Source organism: Chamaesiphon sp. VAR_48_metabat_403 (genome assembly GCF_031422475.1).
GTDB lineage: Bacteria > Cyanobacteriota > Cyanobacteriia > Cyanobacteriales > Chamaesiphonaceae > Chamaesiphon.
Genome location: NZ_JANPLS010000040.1, coordinates 1 through 3,138, shown reverse-complemented (window position 1 = coordinate 3,138; position 3,138 = coordinate 1). Strand labels below are relative to the sequence as shown.

The 3,138-nt window shown below is 49.1% G+C and carries 4 protein-coding genes; all 4 read right to left on the bottom strand.

The window, feature by feature from the left end:
- Nucleotides 1-264 precede the first annotated feature (264 nt).
- Nucleotides 265-1,581 (bottom strand): histidinol dehydrogenase, encoded by a 1,317-nt coding sequence (hisD, locus tag RMO79_RS01965; protein ID WP_310481372.1) that lies wholly within the window; start codon nt 1,579-1,581, stop codon nt 265-267.
- Nucleotides 1,582-1,757: 176 nt separating this feature from the next.
- Complete coding sequence (locus tag RMO79_RS01960) at nt 1,758-2,222, bottom strand: hypothetical protein (RefSeq protein WP_310481371.1); 465 nt, start codon at nt 2,220-2,222, stop codon at nt 1,758-1,760.
- A complete protein-coding gene (locus RMO79_RS01955) occupies nt 2,219-2,725 on the bottom strand; it encodes a transposase (RefSeq protein WP_310481370.1) in 507 nt (168 codons plus the stop codon). The genes RMO79_RS01960 and RMO79_RS01955 overlap by 4 nt, the downstream gene beginning before the upstream one ends.
- Nucleotides 2,665-2,889 (bottom strand): hypothetical protein, encoded by a 225-nt coding sequence (locus RMO79_RS01950; RefSeq protein WP_310481369.1) that lies wholly within the window; start codon nt 2,887-2,889, stop codon nt 2,665-2,667. The genes RMO79_RS01955 and RMO79_RS01950 overlap by 61 nt, the downstream gene beginning before the upstream one ends.
- Between the last annotated feature and the right edge of the window lie 249 nt (nt 2,890-3,138).

Here is a 3,138-nt window from a genome sequence, read left to right as displayed (position 1 = left end):
CGACAGCCCCTCAAGAGGTAAAGCGCGGTTGGGCCAATTATTGATTTGCCCCTACCTGGATCGGTTGGGCTACCCTTAACGACTCTGGATAGAAGCGAAAACCCTATAAATCCCCCTTGAAAAGGGGGACTTCCGGATCCGGTCCCCCCCTTTTTAAGGAGGGTTAGGGGGGGATTCAGATCTAGAAACGAAGTCCAGCCGACTTGTGTATGCACTTCGATCGATTTGAAGGATCGCAATTTCACAAAGTTTCAATCGATCGTGCTAGCGCAGCCGTTTATCCGCAGCATCGTCTAGCCGCAACCTGACCGATTCCCCGTGCGAAAATAAGCCCTCAGCCTGGGTGAGAGCGTCGATCGCATCACCGACTTTACTCAACGCTGCGGGTGAATATTGGATTAGGCTCGAATGCTTCATAAATGTCTCCACACTCAAAGCTGAAGCATAACGAGCTGCGCCAGAAGTCGGGAGGGTATGATTGGGGCCAGCAAGATAGTCGCCGACGGCTTCGGGGGTAGAATCGCCCAAGAAAATCGCCCCAGCGTGACGGATTTTATTTACCAACGCCCACGGATCTTCGGTTTTAATTTCTAAATGTTCGGGTGCGAATCGATCGGATAATTCGGCGGCAATTTCGAGGCTCTCAACTACTACAATTAAGCCATAATGAGCGATCGATTTCTCGGTCAGCGTCCGCCGGGGGTGGTTCTGGAGCTGGCTTTCAACTGCGGCTTGGACTGCTGTAGCTAATTTAAGATCCGTAGTAATTAAAATTGCCGCAGCCATCGGATCGTGTTCGGCTTGGGCAAGGAGATCGGCAGCAACATGAGTCGGATTTGCGCGTTCGTCGGCGATAATTAATACTTCCGACGGCCCAGCGAGGGAGTCGATCCCCACAGTGCCATAGACGAGCTTTTTGGCGAGGGTGACGTAGATATTGCCAGGGCCAGTAATTACATCGACTTTGGCAATTGTATCTGTCCCATAAGCTAATGCCGCGATCGATTGGGCACCACCGACTCGATAAATCTCTTCGATTCCAGCAACTTGCGCGGCGACGAGGACGGCAGGATGGAGAGTTGCTTCAGCTCCGGGTGGGGTCACCATTGCGATCTGGGGCACGCCAGCCACTTTTGCCGGAATTGCATTCATCAGCACCGTACTGGGGTAGCAAGCGCGTCCTCCTGGCACATAAATACCCGCTCGATCGACTGGATTGTAGCGTTTGCCCAGTACGACATCATCTTCGCCAAATGTCACCCAAGATTTGGGCACCCGCTGACGGTGAAAAGCTTCAATATTTTGGGCGGCAAGTTCGATCGCTTTGAGTAATTCCTTAGATACCTGCTGATAGGCAGCATCTAATTCGGCACCACTGACCCGCAACCGATCGACTGTCAGAGATTGACCGTCAAACTCAGCCGTATAATGGATTAAAGCCTTGTCGCCCTGTCTTTTGACAGTCTGGACGATTTCATTAACTGTGGCTTCTTTATGGACGATCGCATCGTCATGGGTGCGGGAACTGATTCGCTGCAACTCTTGTTGAGCTTCAGTCTGCTGTGTGATGATTCGCAGCATGGGTGAAAATGCCAATTAGCAGAAGGTGGAACGATCGGGGGTCTGTAGGGACAGTCTATCCTTGGCGACCTTATTACTATAATTTAACGCGATTTTTAGCAGGCGGGGAAACATCGATCTCTTTGAGTCGCGTTGCAACTGGATTTAAAGTCAACGGTTTAGCCGATCGGCAGATGCTACGCAAGCGAGTTATCACGTAACATCCAAACTAGCACCCCCAAAACATTTTCCACTGGTAGCAACGGGTAATCGGTTAAATCGATTGATACGACTTGTCCTGTCAACTGCAAAAACCGCCAAACTGTCCCGCTCGTTACTACCCCATAAATTGTCTCGATAGTTTGACCCTTCATGAGGTTAAACCGTTGCGCCGCCACCATTTCCGCCAAGCACTGACCCAATGCAGGCTTGAGATCTTCCTTTTTCGCTTCCACTAGCATTACCACTGGAGCTTTGATATAGAGCTGTTCGGAAGATCGACTCACCAAAAAGTCACAGAACCCATTCAGATCTGCCGCTATATCCACATTAAACTCTTCGCCCGAAAACACCCCTACCTGTCCGCCCAGTTGACGTTTGACTTCTAACAACACTGGATTGATAATGCCTTCCGTTGGCGGAGCCTCTTCTAAGAAACTCAAGCCACAATTGGCTCAGGAACTAGATCGAAGCCCATTTTTTTCGCCCGTTGTTTTAGATGTTTGAATACACGTTGTTGATATTGTTGCTCATAAGCTTCTGCACCAGCATCAACAAAATCTTCACCAGTAGTCCATAAGTGATAAAAAATCCGCGCTAACTTATGAGCCGTTGCCGTAATTGCAATTGGCGCACCAGAACGGGTACGAATGCGGCGATAGAAACCACCTAAAGCCGTCTGACTATTTGCTAAAGATTGAGCCGCAATCCGAAAGGCATTGGAGGCTCGATTGACTACCGTGCGAGTTTTAGAACTGAGGGTTTTACCACCACTAATCTTGCTACCTGGACAAATACCTAACCAAGAAGTGAAGTGTTTAGAGGTAGCAAAGCGAGTGGGATCTAAACCGACTTCAGCAATAATTGCCTGTACCGTCAGTGCTTCTAATCGTATACTCCGGTTGATTCCATTGCTACCGTGGTTATTCCTCGTGACTTGAGCCATTCGGCGATGGCATATAAGTCGGCAGTGAAACAGCTAAATTTTCGCACTGGCTCTGGATCTAATTCGGCTGGGATACTCACCCAGTGTTCTGAACCGCCAATGTCTATTCCTGCTGCCTGGGGATGAACTTTGTTTAGTTCCGGTTCTGCTGGTAGTCGAACCATTTTTTCCTCCTTGTAGGTGACTATTTGCTCTGACCTGAGTGGGTCGCTGTAAAATCTTCTAAACGGGATAGGATATTTATTCCTTCGCCAATTTCATTACCACGGATCTCAGCACCATGCTCTGATTCGGGCTGCTATCGCACCAGTGAGGCTTCGGTCTTAACTGTCAGAGCACTTCTCTAGCATAATCCCTGGTCAGTATCCTAGAGCAGTTTCTTTCATCTTTTAAACGACGTAAAACGTCGGCTT